This is a genomic window from Limnothrix sp. FACHB-1083 (genome assembly GCF_014696485.1).
Taxonomy (GTDB): domain Bacteria; phylum Cyanobacteriota; class Cyanobacteriia; order CACIAM-69d; family CACIAM-69d; genus CACIAM-69d.
In genome coordinates this window covers 194,959-212,570 of sequence record NZ_JACJQD010000002.1, presented here as the reverse complement: position 1 = coordinate 212,570, position 17,612 = coordinate 194,959, and the positions used below count along the sequence as shown (strand labels likewise).

Genomic DNA, 17,612 nt, shown 5'->3' with positions numbered 1-17,612 from the left:
ACTCGTCGTTCATCTCCGCAGGCTAGGCGGGTGCGATCGCCCTTGGAGTCTTGACGATGGTTGGGGAATTGTTCAAACTGTTGAGTAAGTAAGTGCTTACTTTTTATGCCTCGCCCACCGAAAATCACCAACGAAGCTATCTTGACTGCCGCTCGTCAGGTGTTTTTGGAGCAAGGCTTGAAGGCTTCAACAGTGGAAATTGCCAGGCGCGCCGGCATTTCGGAAGCCTCGGTGTTTAAACGGTTTCCTACCAAGCAAGCCCTGTTTTTAGCCGCCATGGGGGTGACAGAAACGCCCGACTGGGTGAAGCGCTTGTCCGATCGCCAGCCCACCGCCAACATCAAAGCCGAGTTGACGGAAATCTGTGGCGAAATGTTGGCGTTCTATCAAGAAGGCCTGCCACGGGTGTTCATGATGATGGCGCAAAAAAAGATGCCTCATCCGCCGCACTCCCCCCACTTGCCACCGCCCCCGGTGCGCGATAGCCGTTTGTTGGCCCTGTTTCTGGAACGGGCCGTGGCGGGGGGCTGGTTGCGGGCGATCGACTCGATGGCGCTGGCTCACCTGCTCGTGGGCAGCATCATCAACTACGTGATTGCCCATGAGCTGCCCCCAATGGTTCAGTCGATGCCCCAGATGCCGCCGTTCACGCAACGGCCCACAGCGATTCAACCAGAGTCCCAACAACCCGAGGTGAAACCAGAAAGCCGAATTGAACCATCACAGTTTGTGGCCAGTCTAATCAATATCCTTTGGGCGGGCATCGCACCGGAGAACTCACCAGCGGGCTGAACCCAGAACAGCGATCGCCTTTTAGTCTCCCGATCAACACCTAATCTCAGGCAATAGAAGCATTTTCAAGGCAATTTTTTTTGCTCAATTAATAAGTAAGTACTAACTTTTGATGAACGTCCGTCCCCAACCAACCGCTCAAAACGCTTTGCGATCGCGCTTAATCGCCTTGCGATCGCTCAAGGATCCCGCCCTGATCGCTCCGCCTACTTTTTGACGATTCAAGGCCGTGATTGAGGCCGCCCCTCAGACAGTCCCCCAGCGCTTATCTGGAGAACCCAATTGTGTCAAACGTCTTATCCAATCTCCGTTCTAGACTTGTTCGACTGTCCGGCGCTGCCAACCTCCTTGGCAACCGGCCCACCGCCACGCCTCAGCAGCCCTCCGATCGTGGGCGCTGGCTCAAGTGGGGGCTGCCGATCGTGCCGCTGCTGCTCTTTGGCGGGGGAAATGTGGCGGCTCAACTGACGGGGGGCAATCGCTCAACCACAGTGATGTTGACGCAGCCGGTGCGCCGCCAAACCGTGACCGTGACGATCGCCGCCAATGGGACGATCGCGGCGGAGCGATCGATTAACCTCGGCCCCAAAACGGCAGGCATTGTCAAAGCGCTGCTGGTGAAGGAGGGCGATCGGGTGCGTCAGGGCCAAGTGATCGCTTTCATGGACGATGCGGATTTACAAGGCCAGCTCATGCAGCGCCAGGGTCAGCTCGCCCAGCAGCAAGCGAACTTGGCGCGGTTATTGGCGGGCAATCGCCCCCAAGACATTGCCCAAGCGGAGGCCCAACTGGCAGAGCGTCAGGCCCAGCTACAAATGTTGCGATCGGGGAATCGCCCCCAGGAAATTGCCCAGGCGGTGGCGCGATCGCAGCAAGCCCAAGCCACCCTCAAGCAGCGCGAGTCCGACTACCAGCGCTATCAGGAACTCTTTCAGGATGGGGCGATTTCGGCTCAGACCCTCGACCAAAAACGCACGGACTATGAGGTGGCGCAACGACAGGCAAGCGAGGCAACCCAAGCCCTGGCACTCCAGCAGGCCGGCAATCGCCAAGAGGACATCGCCCAGGCGATCGCCCGCGTGCGTCAACAACAACAAGCTGTTGCGCTGCTCAAAGCAGGCAGCCGTGTAGAAGATGTTGCCCAAGCCAAGGCCCAAGTGCAGTCGGCGCGTGGCGATTTGCGATCGATTCAAACCCAACTACAAGACACCAAAATCACCGCTCCGTTTGATGGAATTGTGATTAAGAAATATGCCGATGTGGGTTCATTCGTTAGCCCATCGGTCGCGGGCGGCAGCGAATCGGCTTCTTCTTCTTCAATTTTGATTTTGGCCAGCGATCGCCAAGAGGTGGTGGTGAATTTAGCCGAGGCGCAAATTCGCAATATTCGTCTCAATCAACCCGTGAGCATTCAAGTAGATGCCTTTCCCGATCAGCAATTTCGGGGTCGTGTTGCCCGAATTGCGCCGAAGGCAACGGTCTCGCAAAATGTGACGAGCTTTGAAGTTTACATTGCGATCGACGATGCCCGATCGAACCAGTTGAAAGCAGGCATGAATGTCGAAGCGGAGTTTGAAATTGGGCAACTTGCCAGCGCGCTGCTTGTGCCGAATGCAGCTGTTGTGCGCCGCGCAGAAGGTGAAGGTGTCTATATTTTAGGAGCCGATCGCAATCCTGTTTTTCGCAAGATTGAAACGGGTTTGACGGTAGAAGGCTCCACCGAAGTAAAAACCGGGTTACAGGGCAATGAGCAGGTTTTGGTCAGCCCGCCCAGTAATTTGGACGCTGGCTCAAAAGGCTTCAGTATTCTGCCCAAAGCGCCACCAGCTCCCTAGGATTTTTGGCTGCAATTTTGGCTGCTGAAATTCGACAAGTCTGAACCAACTGATAGCGACTGATCCGATCCAATGGCTGGTGAATTTTGCCATGACCCAAGCAAAGCCTAATCGCTTAACGATTTCGGCGATCGACATTATGGAAATGGCGATCAAATCCCTCTGGAATAACAAGCTCCGCAGCGCCTTGACGATGTTGGGAGTGATTATTGGGATTTCATCCGTAATTTCCATTACCTCGATCGGGCAGGGTGTGCAAAAGTCAACGGAAGACAGCATTCGCAGCCTCGGGACTGATGTATTGCAAGTGATGTCTGGTTCGGCAAAAAGTGGCGGCGTGGTGCAAGCCATGGGCTCAGTCAGCACCCTCACCTGGGAAGATGCCAAGGCGATCGCCAAACAAGCCCCCTCAGCCACCGTTGTTGCGGCCTATTTACAACGGCCCGTGCAGGTGGTTTACAACCAAACCAACACATCCACCACAGCCTATGGGGCGGATTTGAGCTTTCCGGATGCACGCAATACCTATCCGCAAGTGGGACGTTTTTTCCGCCAATCGGAACTCGATGAAACGGCTTCAGTAGTCGTGATTGGCCCCACGGTGCAACGGAATTTGTTTCCGGCAGATATCGATCCCATTGGTCAAAAAATTCGCATTCGCGGTGAACTATACAAAGTAATTGGCGTGATGGAAGCCAAGGGTTCCCAGGGGCCGCAAGATCGTGATGATGCGGTTTATATTCCCCTAACCACCATGTCAGCCCGCACGATCGGTAGGAATGCGCTCACAGGCATTTCTGTGAATGGCATTTTTATTAAAAGTCAGCATGAATCGCAGTTAGAAACCCTGAAATTTCAAGTCACCAATATTTTGCGACTGCGCCACAAAATCATGTCGCCTGCTGATGATGATTTTCGCGTCACCAACCAGGCTGATATCCTCAAAACCTTGACCACCATTTTGGGATTACTCACAACCACCATTGTGGCCGTTGCGGCAATTTCGTTGGTGGTGGGTGGCATTGGCATCGCCAATATTATGTTGGTTTCGGTGGTGGAACGAACCCGCGAAATTGGGGTTCGCAAAGCAATTGGGGCAACCGATCGCGCCATTCTCAGTCAGTTTTTAGTCGAATCCGTCACCATTTCTGTCCTAGGCGGCACGATCGGGATTGTGTTGGGCATCGGTGTAACCGTGGTGGCGGCTACGGCCTTTCAATTTGCCTTGGTGATTTCGGGGGGCGCCGTGGTAATCGGGTTTGGGCTGTCCACGCTGGTGGGCTTGGCGGCGGGGGTAATTCCCGCTCGGAATGCTGCCCGACTCGATCCAATTACTGCCCTCCGCAGCGAGTGAGGTCAAGCACCATGATTACCCTTCAAAACATCACCAAAACCTATCAACTGGGTGACAGCAGCGTGCCCATTTTGAAAGGAATTGATCTGGATATTCCCGCCAATGACTATTTAGCGATCGTGGGTAGTTCAGGATCGGGCAAATCAACCCTGATGAATATTATTGGCTGCTTGGATCGCCCCACTGAAGGAACCTATACCTTTGAAAATCGCAACCTAACCGCGCTGAATCCGACAGAATTAGCCTACATTCGCAATCAACGAATTGGCTTTGTTTTTCAGCAATTTAATCTGTTGCCCCGCGCCACAGCCCTGGAAAATGTGATGCTGCCGGCCGTCTATGCTGGCATTCCCAAAGCCGATCGCCGGGCCCGCGCCGAAGCCGCCTTGGTGAGTGTGGGGTTGGGCGATCGACTCCATAACCGGCCCAATCAACTGTCGGGGGGACAACAACAACGGGTGGCGATCGCCCGAGCATTGATCAATCAGCCATCCCTGCTGTTAGCGGACGAGCCAACCGGTGCCCTCGACAGCCAAACCACCCAAGAGGTGATGAATTTATTTGATCAATTGCATCAGCAACAAATTGCCATTGTGCTGATTACCCACGACTTAGCGATCGCTGATCGCACCCAACGCAAAATTCAAATTCGCGACGGTTTAATTGTGGACTAGCTGATAGCAGTCCTGATCGGGTTCAACGATTTCATCCGCCACGATCCGCTAACGGTGGAGTTGGGATTTTGAGCCATTTGACAACCAACCTCAGGATTGGGCCGCCTACCCAGGCCGCAACACATGCCGCAATACACGCCTCAACAATAGAGGCGGTATGCTGAATTGCGGGCAGAGAAGCCGTGCAAGCGCCCTAGAGCCAATTTCAGCATTTCGGACTCGGCCGCTGGCGAGTAGGTCATTAATATGAATTTTTTTCAGGAATTTTCGCTGCTATTGCGGGCCCGTTATCCGCTGATTTATATCCCCACCGCCGAAGAGGAGCGGGTGGAAAAGGCGATCGCCCAATGTGCCCAAAGCCAAGGCAATCGCGGGGTTTATGTTTGGGATTTTGTGGAAGGCTACAGCGGCAGTCCCAACGATTTAGGAGCAGCTAAGCGCAATCCGCTGCAAGCGCTGGAATTTTTAGAGAAATTCCCCGATTCAGCGGCGGGGGTCTTTATTTTGCGAGATTTTCATCGATTTTTGGATGATATTGCGATCGCCCGCAAATTGCGTAACTTGGCGCGATCGCTCAAGGCCCAACCCAAAAATATTGTGCTCCTTTCCCCGCAGGTACAAATTCCCGAAGACCTCAGCGAAGTGCTGACGGTGTTGGAATTTCCCCTGCCCGCCGCCGATGAACTGCGCCAGGAGGTGCAACGGATAGCGACCGCCACGGGCCAAACCTTGGAAGGGCGAGACTTAGAAGACTTGGTGCGATCGAGCCAGGGCCTCTCGCTCGATCGGGTGCGGCGGGTGTTGGGCCGGGCGATCGCCCAAAACGGCAACCTCCCCCCCGAAACCATGGATCTGATCCTGGAAGAAAAGCGCCAATCGATCCGCCAAACCCAAATTTTGGACTTTTGCCCCGCCACGGAACAAATGTCCGACATTGGCGGCCTAGACAACCTGAAAGCCTGGCTGCTGCGGCGCGGGGGCGCATTTTCGGAGCGGGCCCGCCAATATGGCCTGCCCCATCCTCGGGGGCTGTTGTTGGTGGGGATTCAAGGCACTGGCAAATCCTTAACGGCCAAGGCGATCGCCCACCATTGGCACTTGCCCTTGCTGCGGTTGGATGTGGGACGTTTGTTTGGCGGCTTGGTGGGTGAGTCTGAATCCCGCACTCGCCAAACCATTCAGCTTGCGGAAGCCCTCGCCCCCTGCATTCTGTGGATCGATGAAATCGACAAGGCCTTCGCCGGATTGGGCAGCAAGGGCGACGGCGGCACGGCCTCGCGGGTTTTTGGCACGTTTGTCACCTGGATGGCGGAAAAGCAATCGCCGGTCTTTGTGGTGGCCACGGCGAACGATATCCAGTCCTTGCCGCCAGAACTGTTGCGGAAAGGGCGATTTGACGAAATCTTTTTTGTGGGATTGCCCAGCCAGCCGGAGCGCCGCGAAATTTTTGAGGTGCATTTAAGCCGACTGCGCCCCCACAATCTCAAAACCTACGACCTCGATCGCCTGGCCTACGAAACACCGGACTTTTCCGGGGCCGAAATTGAACAGGCGATCGTGGAAGCGATGCACATTGGCTTCAGCGAAAACCGCGATTTCACCACCGATGACATCGTGGCCGCCGTTAGCCAAATTGTGCCCCTGGCTCGCACGGCCCGCGAGCAGATCGAAGCGCTTCAGCAATGGGCGGCCGCAGGCAAAGCGCGGTTAGCATCCCGATCGACCACCTTAGGCGGCTTGTCTTCCTTCTCGGGCTAATTCTGGATCGATCGGGCTGAATGGGCTGAACGAGCTGCATTAGCCAAATTAGCCGAATTTCCGCCCTGATCAGAACGGGTTCTAGGGGAAAATACGGGCTGAATCGCAGGATATCCTGGCTAGATAGCTGACTGGCTATCTGGCTAAATCTCTGGCTAGATAGGCTGACTAGATACAGCTCTTACCTCAATTACTAAGCATAGTCGCCCGTAGGGTGGGCACTGCCCACCAAACCGTTGCTTCATGGCATCTGCAATATGGCGTGCCAATAATTCTAGGTAAAGGCTGTATCTGGGCTAAATCTCTGGGCTAGATCGGTTAGCGAAATATTTTGGACGGGTTGGTGGTTGATCCTCATCGGGAGTCGCAAACGATCGTGCGTTGGCTGTGGAAACTATTGCGCGGGCTGGTCAGCCTCATTAGTGGCATCGCGATCGCGATCGCCTTTTTGGCTGCCGGTGGGGTGATTGCCGTTCGCTACATCGTCACCCAAATTGCCACGGCCCCGCCGCGTCCCAGCTTTGCCAACGATCCCAAACCCGGCGCAGTGGTGACCCCGCCCCCACCGCCCAGCAGCGCAGTTGCCCCAGCCCCAGTTTTGCCGCCGCCGTCGCCCTTGCCCCCCGGTGCTTATCGGGCCCGGGTGACCCAACCGATCGGGCTGGTGTTGCGATCGACTCCCAATCGATCGGGCGCAAGGCTGGGCAGTGTGGACTACAACGATCGGGTCATTGTCTTGGGAGACAGTCCCGATCGACGTTGGCAGCGGGTGCGCCTGGGCGAAAGCGGCCCCGAGGGCTGGGTTCGCAGCGGCAACACCCGCCGACTGGATTAATGAGCTGAATTAAGGCGCTGAATTAAGACCCTGGATGAATCATCCCGATTCACCAGCCCAATCCACCCAGTTCTGGGCTGAATGAATTGGGCGAATGATGAATTGGGCAAAAACTTAAGCCGATCGTTGGGCGATCGCAATGCCCGGCGCGTAGGCTTCCAGCACCCGAGCCGTGAGCGAGCAAGTCACCATCAAATAGTCACAGGCATGGCACTGGGTGCGAATCACGTTGCTCGTGCGAATCCGATGACGCTCTGCACGCGAACCACAGTTGGGGCAGTAAATCGTTTCTACGGTCAGCATTGTGGTCACCATCTGGCAAAAATTTGAGGAACTAAACCGAGGCATCGACGGGCTTGTCTAAACGGCGGATGGGCTGAAGGTGCGATCGCCCCCCCAAGGCAAGGAGCATTTGCGGCGGGAGCACCGGATCTGGGCGATCGATCCTTCACATCCAGTGATAAAAAAACGCGATCAGCAACGAAAAACAACGAAAAACAACACAGATATGAGCCGAGTTATCCCGTTGACCAAGAAAACTCAAAAAACGACGGAATCCATTTGAGCGCGATCTCCATTCACCCAATTCAATTAGTCCAGTTCAAGCGGTAGGGGACTGAAAGGGCTGTTCTCGAGCATTTCCGTCGTTTTCGACTCCTCACGACCTTGCAGATAGCACTGTCAATAACTTCAACAAATTCAGTAAATGGCCGGCAGCCAACCGACCACAAACCTCAGCGGAAGAATGCCTTAAAAAGCAATTTCAGAGGCGATGCGACTGGTTTTGAGAGCAGGAAACAAGGGTGATCAAAACCAATCATGGAATCGAGGGGTTAATTCATTCTCGTTCTTAGCATTATGGAATAGCCGATCGGGGATCGGGGGAATTTAGCAACAATTCCTTTCAATTTAAAGACATCGGTTCCTCCGAATGACGCGATCCCTAATTGGTTACCTCTGATACCAAGTGAGTCCCAATCAAAACTCAGTCGGTATTTCGGCAAACTCTCCCCTTAAGAGAAGCGGCGGTCTGCAACTGTTCAGACGGCAACTATGACTGACTCGATCGGGTGGCCATGGCAAAGGTGCAGCTAAAAATCTGTGATCTGGGTCAATGCAATGTTGGGATCTGATCAAGATTGGGATTGGTGTTCTACTTAATATTGTTTTACCTACTTTTGATGAAACTTCAATTCTGTTTATCTCTGTTAAAAGTTTTGGTTTTCTTAAGCTTTTCTAGGGAATTTCCACCCAAAAGGGCCGTGAAGCATTTTGTGGATGAACGATCAGTTTTTGGCAAAAAGTTTGCAATTTGGAATCAGTGAGAAGTGGTTAATTTTCCATGCCCGCAGTCGTCACCCACAGTCGTCGTAACAAGGGGCTTAAGCCCCTTGTCCCTCACGAGATTGTCGCCGTGAAATCAGGGGTTCAGGCGATTGGACAACAAACCCTCAGCCCCTTGCCCCACTCCGATTTGCGATCGGGTTGCTGGGTTGTAGTGGGTGGGGTTGAGCGGCTGGAACGCCACTGGGTGGGATGTAACTGGTGGATTACATCCCGATCGAGCCGCGCTAGACTCCGCATCCACGTTTGTTGCCCCACGGATTGCTCGCGCCTATGCCTTGCGCCTATGCCTTGCGCCTATTCCTGTGGGCGGACAGCCTCCAGAATTTGCGAGAAATAGAACTGGGAGCCAATGAACTCCCGCCGATTGACCTCAAACCCATTGGCCCGCAAAATCCGCACCACATCCCGCACCGGGTGCAAATAGGCGCGCGTGGTTTTGCTGGGGCCGGGGAACAGCTCGCCAATTTTTTTCAACAGCACATAAACCGGACTCTTGGGCGCAAAGCTGAGGATTAGCTTCGACTGGGCAAGGCTGGCCAAATGCCCAATCATTTTTTCAATGTCTTGGTCGGGATAGTGAATCAACACATCCAAGCAAATTACGGTGTCGTAGGAACCCTCGATCGCCTCAAGATCCTGCACTTCAAAACTCAGGCGATCGCCCAAGTTCAGCTTGGCCGCACGCTCCTTGGCCTCACCGATCATCGCCTCGGAAATATCGCTACCCGAAACGATCGCCCCCAACTCCGCCAACGGCACACTCAGGGAACCCACGCCGCAACCCGCATCACAGATGGTTTGGCCCGCCAGTTTGCCCCCTTGCTTCAGCCAATAGACCACCGTATCCACCGTGCGTTGATGCCCTTCGCGGATGTCGCGTTGCACCTTGTTCACGTCGCCGTCGCCATAGATGCGCCGCCAGCGATCGAACCCAGTGGTGTTGAAATAGTCCTTGACGATGGCTTTGTCGTTGCCCTTGTTGCTGGTGGCGCTGCTCATAGGGAATTGCGTAAATCTTGGGTAGAGTGATCTCAAAAGTTGGATGCTAAGGGCCAGGATGGTCGCCAGGGCCTGGCCGTGGGTCGGCGTGGATCGTCACCAGTGGCACGGGTGGTCACCCATGGGCGCTGATGAGCAAGGCAACTATGGCCGAATGGCAACTGCCGTAGATCGCCATCATCGCCATCATTGACCGCTGCATTGCACGACGGCTGCACCGAATTCATTGCCGCAAATGAGCAAAATTCATTGCCGCATTTGATTATAGAGAGACCCGCAGCCGCGATCGCTGAAAAAATCCTGGCCACCCCCTAGCCTCGATCTGGCTTCAGCGCGTAGAATCAAGTTTTGTCTTTTGTCGTTTGCTCCCAAAAACGACAGTCGTTACACTCGATTCGGTTGCAACAGCCCCCATGGTTAAGATTCGCCTCAAGCGCCTCGGCAAAAAACGCGAAGTCAGCTATCGCATCGTGGTGATGCAAAGTACCTCGCGCCGCGATGGTCGCGCCCTGGAAGAACTGGGTTTCTATAATCCCCGCACGAACGAAACGCGCTTGGAAGTGCCTCGGATCATCGAGCGTCTGAAGTCTGGTGCTCAACCCACCGACACCGTGCGCAGCATCTTTGAAAAGGCCAACATTTTTGAGCAACTGAAGGCCGCTAACGCCTAGTGGGTTGGAGGTGCAGTTTTCTGGTCTGTCGAGATTCCTCTCCCTTCCCGACTGGCCGGCAGCCTGCCCCTGTTGTTTGGCAAGGCTCGGGCGATCGCCCCACTGAATCGCGTTCATCGCCCCGGTGGCTTTGCCCCTAATCATTTTCGAGTAGCCGGAGTTCCGCTTGACAACTTCGACGAATCCAAGCCCCTCGATCGACTACGAGGGGCTTGTGCAATACCTGATTGAACCGTTGCTGGAAGTGCCCGATGCTTTGCGGATTGACTGCGAGCACACGGGCAACAATGTTTGGCTGCGGGTGGCCTTTGACCCGGCCGATCGGGGACGGGTGTTTGGGCGCAGCGGCAAAACTATTCAATCAATCCGCACGGTTTTGGACTTGGCGGCCCACCATGAAGGTCGCGCGGCCTTTTTGGACGTGTATGGCGGCTACAGCTTGGGCGAGGGCCCCTCAGAAGACGGCAACAGCCGGGGCCGGGGCGATCGCGGGGGTGACCGGCGGCGATCGCGACCCGATCGACCCAACCGAGGGCGGTAGCGGTGGCTCCCCTGTCGATCGACCTGGGCAGCAGCACCAGCGCCGTCACCCTGGCGGGCCATCGCGAGGAAACCCTCAAGGCCCTGGCCAAACACACGGGCACAACTCTGGTGATGCGCGGCCAAGAGTTGGTAATTACTGGGCCCGACAAGGCGATCGCCCTGTGCCAACAAATCGTCAAGGCCTTAGAAATCTATTGGAGCGCCGGGCAGCGGATTGATGAAGCAGATGTGCTGACGGCGAAACGGGCGATCGAAACCGATCGGCTCGGTGAGCTGGCGGACTTGCACCAGGACTCGATCGCCCGCACCCGACGTGGCGACAACATCCGCGCCAAAACCTTTCGCCAACAGCGCTACATCAAAGCCATCCGCAATCACGACCTGATCTTTTGCACCGGCCCGGCGGGCACGGGCAAAACCTTCCTCGCTGCCCTGATTGCGGTGCAAGCGTTGCTGGCTGGTGAATTTGAGCGCTTGATTCTGACCCGTCCCGCCGTGGAAGCGGGCGAGCGGCTGGGGTTCCTGCCCGGCGACCTGCAACAAAAAATTGATCCGTATCTGCGCCCGCTCTACGACGCGCTGTACGAGCTGATCGACCCGGAAAAGGTGGCCAACCTGATGGAGCGGGGCATTGTGGAAGTGGCTCCGTTGGCTTATATGCGCGGTCGCACCCTGAACAATGCCTTCGTGATTTTGGATGAGGCCCAAAACACCACGCCGGCCCAAATGAAGATGGTGTTGACACGGCTGGGGTTTCGATCGCGCATGGTTGTGACTGGCGACATTACCCAAACCGACTTGCCGGAGCACCAAACCTCGGGCATGGCGATCGCCCAACGGATTCTCAAAAATGTTGAGGGGATCGCCTTTTGTGAACTGACCCGCGCCGATGTGGTGCGCCATCCGCTGGTTCAACGGATCGTCACCGCCTACGAACGCCACGAAGCCGGTCAGTAGGTCAACTTTCCGCACACCGCAGCCACTTCGCCGCTCACAAGTCTTCCCGAGCGCCTGTCTCTCATCAAAATCCGTGATTCGGCATAATTGGCTTAAGTCTCGCCTCTCTCACTCGTGATGCCGAACGAATCTGCTGCGCCTCAGCCGGAACCCAAGCAGGACGAAAAAGCCCCCGATTCAAAGTCGGCCGCACCGGACGCGAAGGGCCGCCCAACGGCCGAGCAACGGTTTGTGGTGCAGGCGATCCAATCCCTAGCCAGATTTGCGCCGATCGGGGGGAGTGGCGGGGCATTCCTCTTTTTTGCGGCGAAGCAGGAATGGGCGCTGGCGCTGTTTACTTTTCCGTTTGCAGCAGGAGCAGCATTTTGGGCGCGTTATACCCAAAGCGTGATCGATCGCCTCTCGGAAATTGCGGCGGCGCGAGGAACGGCCCATGTGAATACTTGGGTGGGCTGGCTGAAAATCGCTGATGAGGCGATGAAATGGCAGCTTTCGGGCTTTGAAGGCAAGTATTTGCAGTGCCAAGGATCGGCTTGTGAGAGCGATCGCCCGATCGGGTTGGATGGCGTTGGGGACGCGGCAATTAAACCCCTGCTGCAAAAAATTATTGTGCGTTTGGAACTCATAGGCGTTCCACAGCTTGGTGGCTACAAAAAACAGCGCCTAAAAGCGGGCAGTGATGAACCTTGTATTCAATCCATTTGGGATGTGCTCCGACAGATCAAGCACTCTGCCACCTATCGTCAAATGTTGATCTGTGCCAAAGGGGGCTATGGCAAAACCACCCTACTCAAGCACATTGCTTATGTTTACAGTCAGGGCGCTTACCAACGCTATAAAGCGCCTAAGTTGGTTCCCTTTTTGACGATTTTGGCAACCTCTTGGAGCGATTTGGCTGCAGACAATGCACCAGATTTGCCTGACTTTTTAACCAAAATTCATGTACTCAACTTGCCGGAAGGTAAGCAATTGAAGCTGCCACCGAATTGGATTTTGGGGCTGTTGAGTCGGGGTGAAGCACTAGTGATGTTTGATGGGTTTGATGAAGTGCCGTTGGATCGTCGATCGGCTGTGAGCGCATGGATTAATCGTCAGATGTGGAATTTTCCCAAGGCGATTTTTATAGTTACTTCGCGGCCCGATGCCCGTGCCGATTATGAACATCCATTGCCCAATACCCTGTTGTGGGTGCGGAACTTTTCAGAGCAACAACAACAGGAATTTATTCAGAAGTGGTATAGCGCTCAAGAGATCAAGGATACTCGGCGCAATACCCCGGAAGTGAAAGATCGAGTTCAGCGGCGATCGCAGTCTTTGATCGATCAGTTACAAGCCAGACCCGAGTTAGCAGACTTGGCGGGCAATCCCTTGCTGCTCAACATGATGTGTCGGTTCCATCGGGAACATGAGGGCCAACAGTTGCCCCAACGGCGGGTGGAGCTATATCAGGATATTTGCGAGGTGCAAACGGCGCGGCGACCCAAGGGGCGAGGAATTACGCTAGGTTTGCGGCCGGCTGAACGTTTGGAGGTGCTGCAAATTCTGGCGCTGACGATGATGTTGCGGGCTAGGCCAGGGGATGACCAGGGCCACAAGCAAATCACAGAAGATGACTTGTTGGATGTGATTGTGCAGCCGATCGGGGAGCGTGACCCGGAGGTTTCGGCGCGGGACTTTTTGCGGCAAATGGTGGAGGTGAGCGAACTGTTAGTAGAAACCCCAGAAAAGGGGATCTATGAGTTTTCGCACCTGAGTTTTCAGGAGTTTTTGGCGGCGAGTGAACTTGTGCGGCTGCGCCAAGAATCGATGTTGTATGACAAGTTTGTGATTCCTGCTTGGGAAGCCACAATTTTGCTCTATGGGGAGTTGGTGAATCCCTCGAATTTGATTCGGGAAGCCATGAAGCAGCACCCAGATTTGGCTTATAAAATTTACCAAACCACGGTCAAGCGGTTGGACTTGAGCAGTGCGGAACGGGCGGAGCTGGAGCGCCTGAAAAAAACCGTAGCCAGCTCGCGCTACGAAACCCTAGAAGCCCTGATGATTGCGGGCGACTGGGCAGGGGCCGACGACGAAACCTATCGGCTGATGATCACGACGGTGGGCAAGGAAGAGGGGGATTACTTCACGAGTGAGGAGCTGTTGAACTTTCCCTGCGAGGAGTTGTTGGCCATTGATCGCCTGTGGGTGAAACACAGCCAAGGTCAGTTCGGCTTTTCGGTGCAAAAGGGGATTTACGTGGCCTGTGGGGCCAAGCTGGATGGCGCGTTTCCGGGTGATAAGATTTGGCAGGACTTTTGCACGCGAGTGGGATGGCGAGAGAATGACCGGACGCGACGCGACGAACTAAAGATGAACCCCCGCTTCTCACCCAAAGGAGAATTTCCGGTTTTTTGGGGTTTTTTTTGTGTTTGGGGTTGTGGCGGTCTCTTCTCTCGCATCGAGACTTGTGAACTGTAGCAGGCCACAGTTCTAGCGGTTTTTTGCGATTTGTAAAGGCGTTAATTGTCCATGATGGGCTGTAGGGTGCATGGGAGCAATCTTGGTTATCAACGACCATTACTCCTCACCTCCCATGCACCGCCACCCGTGACGTATTCATAACAATCCCTGATCGGTTGGGCCGTGCTCAATCCTCGGTGCATGAGAGTGCCAATCAATCATTTCGTGACCGTTGGGGCGTTCTCCCATGCACCCTACCTCCCCTGAGAATTAACAGGTTTGCCACAGTCGTAGGGTGCGTAGGGCAATGCTTCGCAGATACCCATCATTGGGTTTGTGCCCTACGCACCGCTGCCATTGACGCAGAAAAACGATCTCGCGATCCCGAAAGGCGATCGACGGTGCGTGGGAGACAAACCAGCCAAGCCATCACCCCGAAAACGTTCTCCCACTCACCCTACGGTTTGTCGATTGACCGCCACCCATCCCGAAGCAACGACAATCCCCGATCGGTTGGGCCACGCTCAATCGTCGGTTATCGCTCGTTTGAGCGATCGGCGAGGGGCGATCGGGCACGGGTCATCACGCCCGTGGCTTGGCTGTTCATGCGCACGGCGCGGGCGGCAGCTTGGGACAGGGTGTTCACCTCGTGCAAAAGCCGTTCCGGGTCAAACTTTTCCCCCAGCACCACATCCACGGTCAGGTTGGGATGATCGACCAAAATCGGTGAGGCCTCGGCGCGATCGCCCAACAGCAGCACTTGCACTCGGGGCGCTTGGCGGCGCAATCCGGCCACCACTTCCCAACCATCCATGCCCGGCAGCCGCAAACTGACGATCACCACCTGGGGTTGCAACACGTCTAGCTGGGAGAGGGCGATCGCCCCGTCTGGAGTCCAAACCACTTGGTAGCCGGCCGCCATCAGCAGCTCACAAACGGCGATCGCCCGCTCCTCTTGGGCATCGATCAGAATCACCGAGCCTGACGGTCGCCAATCCACCGGTTCTTCTCCGTTGGGAGCGGTGGGTTGCTCGGCGGCGGGGGCTTGGGAGGGAATTCCCACCGTGAAAGTCGATCCCCGATCGGGCAAAGAATCCACCTCAATCCAGCCCTTGTGCAGATCCACTAACTGCTTGGTCAGGGCCAAGCCCAAACCCAAGCCGTCGTAGACCCGCCCGTAGGACGGATCGAACTGGTGAAACATCTCAAAAAGTTGCGGGATCCAATCTTCAGGGATGCCGATGCCCGTGTCTTCCACCTGCAACATCAACAGGTCTTGTTCGCGCCAAACTCGGACGATCGCTTGGCCACCTTCGGGTGTGAACTTGATCGCATTGCCCAATAAATTGCTAAGAATTTGCCGCACGCGATGACAATCGGCCGAAAAGCGATCGTCTTTGGTCAAAATTTGCACTTCCAACAGCAGTTCAATGCCGCGCTCAATGGCGTGGGGCCGCTCGCCATTCACCACCGAGTACACCAGTTGGGTAATTGAAAAATCGCTGACGTTCAATACGGTGCGCCCGGCTTCCACCTGCGACATTTCCAGCAAGTCTTCAATTAGCTTCAGCAAATGCTCGCCGCTGTCGTGGATGGTTTGCAAATAGTCGCGCTGTTTTTGGTTCAGTTGCCCGAAAGACCAGCGCAACAGGGTAGCCGACAGGCCAATCACGCAGGTTAAGGGGGTGCGCAGCTCGTGGCTGATGGTGGCTAAAAATTCACTCTTGGCCCGGGCCGCCGATTTGGCGGCCAGCAGCGCTTCCTGCAAAACCCTGGTTTGGGTGCTGATTTGCTGACCGAGGGTTTGTTGCTGCTGCTGCAAGGTGGCATCCAGGTGAGCCGCCCGCACGGCCACAGCCAAGCCCTGGGCAATCTGTTGGGCCAGGCTCACTTCTTCGGGAGTCCAAAGCCGGGCCCGATCGCACTGATGGAGCACCAAAAATCCCCATAACCCCACCGATCCGCGCATGGGAGCCAAAATTGGCACGGCCAGTTGGGCCCGCGCCGCCCGATCGCGCCCCCCATCGTTGACGATCCAAGTTTCCTGTTCCTGCGATCGCCATTGGGGTTCAAAGTCATCCACAAAGCAGCGATCGGCCCCCTCATAGAGCACCGAACCCACCTGGTCGTCCAAACGCGCTTCGTAGGTCACGCAATCGCGAGTCATTTGCCAGTTCGGATCGTCCCAAGGGGAGGGCAGCCCCGCCGCCTGATCCGCCTGTCGCCAGAGCCGAATGGACTGTAACCGCGCCTGAAATTGGTAGATCAGCGCTCGATCGACCCGCAAGCCTTGGCAGAGAGTTTGCAAGGCGCGGTCAATCACCACGGGCAATTCCTGTTCCTGAACAATCCCCACCAGTAAATCAATCAGGTGGCGATCGCCCTCCAATCGGGTTGGGGAGGGCCGAGGGGCCGGGGCCTGGGTCAACAAAGGAGCCGCCAGGGTCTGCGTCCAAGTGGCCAGCCACCGCACCAGCACCGCCGATTGCAGCGATGCATTGGCCTTATGCCAGCCCTGGGGTACTTTCAACAGTCCCCGTTCTTTCATTAGCGCCTGAATGGCCCGCCGATCGTCCGTCAGCCGCAGGTGATAGATCCCCGGATGGAGCGTGGTCTGATCTAAACCCTGGCGTAGGGTTTGGTGAGTGGTGGCCGCTGGATCCTCGATCGGCCCGCGGCCGTTGGCCTTGTGGCCTCGGCCCCGCCCCCGTCGCATCGATGATTCCGGCGCTTCCGTTGCGATCCCGGTTGGGGTCTCGCCCTCGCTCGATCGCTCCATGGTCAACAACCAAGCCAGCCCCGGCCCCGTCACCAGGGCAAAAGCGGGCTGCTGTCGCTTCCCGATCGTCGCGTCCCCCTCTGTGGCGATCGCCCCGGATTCCGGCAAATTCCCTAATTCCTGGAGACAATCCAACGTTGACTGCCAGAGCAGCGATCGCACCTGTTGACAGCCCTCCGCCGTCAAGGTCCATTGCAGTGATTGCGCAAACGAGCCACTCATGATCGGTACGCTGGCAGACAGCGTTCTAGGGGATGGCAGAAACTCCCAAATTCGACGTAGATTTGCGTAAATTCAGGCAGCCTGTAACGGATAAACGGTTCAACCTCAATCACCAAATTCAGCCACACTATTCAGATTGTCATGACACATTTGACCGTTGTTTGAGGCGTTGACGACTGGGGTCATTCCGGCAGTGAAAGCTTAATGGCAGCCAACTAATCCAGAACTTGATTCCGGCAGATGCGGGGTCAAAGTGAAACAGTGCGCTAACTCGTCCTGACGAGAGGTTTTTTCAATGGGGCCAGGGAATGAGAATTATTTTGAAATCACTCACCCAACCCAAAGCCGCCGAAAAATGCCTTCTTTCCTGGTAGCCAACACTAAATAGGGCCAAGGGCATTGAC

The 17,612-nt window shown here is 55.6% G+C and carries 13 protein-coding genes; 10 read left to right on the top strand and 3 right to left on the bottom strand.

Annotated elements, in window-relative coordinates:
- The first annotated feature begins 141 nt into the window (after nucleotides 1–141).
- The 6 genes from H6F46_RS02870 (at nucleotide 142) to H6F46_RS19740 (ending at nucleotide 7,248) form a co-directional block, all read left to right on the top strand.
- Nucleotides 142–792, top strand: coding sequence for a TetR/AcrR family transcriptional regulator (locus tag H6F46_RS02870; RefSeq protein WP_242027750.1), 651 nt, complete (start codon nucleotides 142–144; stop codon nucleotides 790–792).
- Between the two features lie 284 nt (nucleotides 793–1,076).
- The gene (locus tag H6F46_RS02865) at nucleotides 1,077–2,627 is read left to right on the top strand and encodes an efflux RND transporter periplasmic adaptor subunit (RefSeq protein ID WP_347278269.1); all 1,551 of its coding nucleotides are present in this window, start codon (nucleotides 1,077–1,079) and stop codon (nucleotides 2,625–2,627) included.
- 91 nt (nucleotides 2,628–2,718) lie between these two features.
- Entirely contained in the window at nucleotides 2,719–3,981 is a 1,263-nt protein-coding gene (locus tag H6F46_RS02860; protein WP_199291358.1) for an ABC transporter permease, read from the top strand.
- A gap of 11 nt (nucleotides 3,982–3,992) precedes the next feature.
- On the top strand, nucleotides 3,993–4,655 hold the full coding sequence (locus tag H6F46_RS02855; RefSeq protein WP_190353478.1) for an ABC transporter ATP-binding protein: 663 nt from the start codon (nucleotides 3,993–3,995) through the stop codon (nucleotides 4,653–4,655).
- Nucleotides 4,656–4,901: 246 nt separating this feature from the next.
- Nucleotides 4,902–6,413 (top strand): AAA family ATPase, encoded by a 1,512-nt coding sequence (locus H6F46_RS02850; RefSeq protein WP_190353477.1) that lies wholly within the window; start codon nucleotides 4,902–4,904, stop codon nucleotides 6,411–6,413.
- Between the two features lie 343 nt (nucleotides 6,414–6,756).
- A complete protein-coding gene (locus H6F46_RS19740; RefSeq protein WP_190353476.1) occupies nucleotides 6,757–7,248 on the top strand; it encodes an SH3 domain-containing protein in 492 nt (163 codons plus the stop codon).
- Nucleotides 7,249–7,362: 114 nt separating this feature from the next.
- Here H6F46_RS19740 and H6F46_RS02840 read toward each other — a convergent pair whose 3' ends face one another.
- Together H6F46_RS02840 and bchM are read right to left on the bottom strand one after the other, a co-directional pair.
- Nucleotides 7,363–7,563, bottom strand: coding sequence for a replication restart DNA helicase PriA (locus tag H6F46_RS02840; protein ID WP_234406970.1), 201 nt, complete (start codon nucleotides 7,561–7,563; stop codon nucleotides 7,363–7,365).
- Nucleotides 7,564–8,889: 1,326 nt separating this feature from the next.
- Nucleotides 8,890–9,594 carry a magnesium protoporphyrin IX methyltransferase gene (gene bchM, locus H6F46_RS02835; RefSeq protein WP_190353475.1) on the bottom strand — a complete coding sequence of 235 codons (705 nt, stop codon included), beginning with the start codon at nucleotides 9,592–9,594 and terminating at the stop codon, nucleotides 8,890–8,892.
- A 413-nt stretch (nucleotides 9,595–10,007) separates the two neighbouring features.
- Between bchM and rpsP the strand changes: the two genes are divergently transcribed.
- From rpsP to H6F46_RS02815, 4 genes are all read left to right on the top strand, one after another.
- The gene (rpsP, locus tag H6F46_RS02830; RefSeq protein ID WP_099533799.1) at nucleotides 10,008–10,265 is read left to right on the top strand and encodes a 30S ribosomal protein S16; all 258 of its coding nucleotides are present in this window, start codon (nucleotides 10,008–10,010) and stop codon (nucleotides 10,263–10,265) included.
- Nucleotides 10,266–10,431: 166 nt separating this feature from the next.
- Nucleotides 10,432–10,806 carry a KH domain-containing protein gene (locus H6F46_RS02825; protein ID WP_190353474.1) on the top strand — a complete coding sequence of 125 codons (375 nt, stop codon included), beginning with the start codon at nucleotides 10,432–10,434 and terminating at the stop codon, nucleotides 10,804–10,806.
- Nucleotides 10,807–10,808: 2 nt separating this feature from the next.
- Nucleotides 10,809–11,765: a PhoH family protein gene (locus H6F46_RS02820; protein ID WP_099533796.1), complete on the top strand. Its 957-nt coding sequence runs from the start codon at nucleotides 10,809–10,811 to the stop codon at nucleotides 11,763–11,765.
- A 117-nt stretch (nucleotides 11,766–11,882) separates the two neighbouring features.
- On the top strand, nucleotides 11,883–14,225 hold the full coding sequence (locus H6F46_RS02815) for a GUN4 domain-containing protein (RefSeq protein ID WP_190353473.1): 2,343 nt from the start codon (nucleotides 11,883–11,885) through the stop codon (nucleotides 14,223–14,225).
- A 517-nt stretch (nucleotides 14,226–14,742) separates the two neighbouring features.
- Here the strand turns inward: H6F46_RS02815 and H6F46_RS02810 are convergent.
- Nucleotides 14,743–17,208: an ATP-binding protein gene (locus H6F46_RS02810; RefSeq protein ID WP_190353472.1), complete on the bottom strand. Its 2,466-nt coding sequence runs from the start codon at nucleotides 17,206–17,208 to the stop codon at nucleotides 14,743–14,745.
- Nucleotides 17,209–17,612: the final 404 nt, after the last annotated feature.